The following is a 453-nucleotide window of genomic DNA, read 5'->3' on the forward strand; positions in this document are numbered from 1 at the left end:
ATGTAAGGAATGAGGGAACGAAAAGTTCCAACAAGTTAAAGTGATTTAGAAAATAGAGGTATTCATTATGTTAGACTCAAAGAAAATTGTTAAAGTTGTTTCAGTTGTAGTTGCTTCAATTAGTATGATGGGTGTCGGTGCTTCAGTTAGTGAAGCTGCTAGCTTCACTGCTCCAAAGTTAGGTATTTCAGAAGTTGCTCCTACTAACCCTTCAATCAAAAAGGGTGACAAGATTTTCGTTGTTGTAAAAGACACCAAGAATCAAAAAGTTAACGTTTTAAACGCTAACGGTAAGAAGACTGCTAAGAAAATTTCAATGGGTTCAACCTTCACTGCTAAAGCAGTTAAGAAGACTAATGGCAAGAAGATTGTTAAGATTAACAAGAGCCAATGGTTGAACATTAAGGACGTTGTAAAGGACTAATTCTTTTAGATCAAAACAAATAAATAATT

1 protein-coding gene is annotated in these 453 nt (G+C 34.2%); it reads left to right on the top strand.

The features are described 5' to 3' along the window. Nucleotides 1–67 precede the first annotated feature (67 nt). Nucleotides 68–424, top strand: a complete 357-nt coding sequence (locus JEM49_RS10325; RefSeq protein ID WP_201874948.1) for a hypothetical protein — start codon at nt 68–70, stop codon at nt 422–424. The last annotated feature ends 29 nt before the right edge of the window (nt 425–453 follow it).

Origin of the sequence: Lactobacillus sp. A27, from assembly GCF_016742815.1 — a bacterium.
In the GTDB taxonomy this organism is placed as follows: Bacteria; Bacillota; Bacilli; order Lactobacillales; family Lactobacillaceae; genus Lactobacillus; species Lactobacillus gallinarum.

Excerpts from the sequence above, each read along its gene's own strand:
- JEM49_RS10325 (WP_201874948.1), top strand. The coding sequence starts at position 68 with ATGTTAGACTCAAAGAAAATTGTTAAAGTTGTTTCAGTTGTAGTTGCT.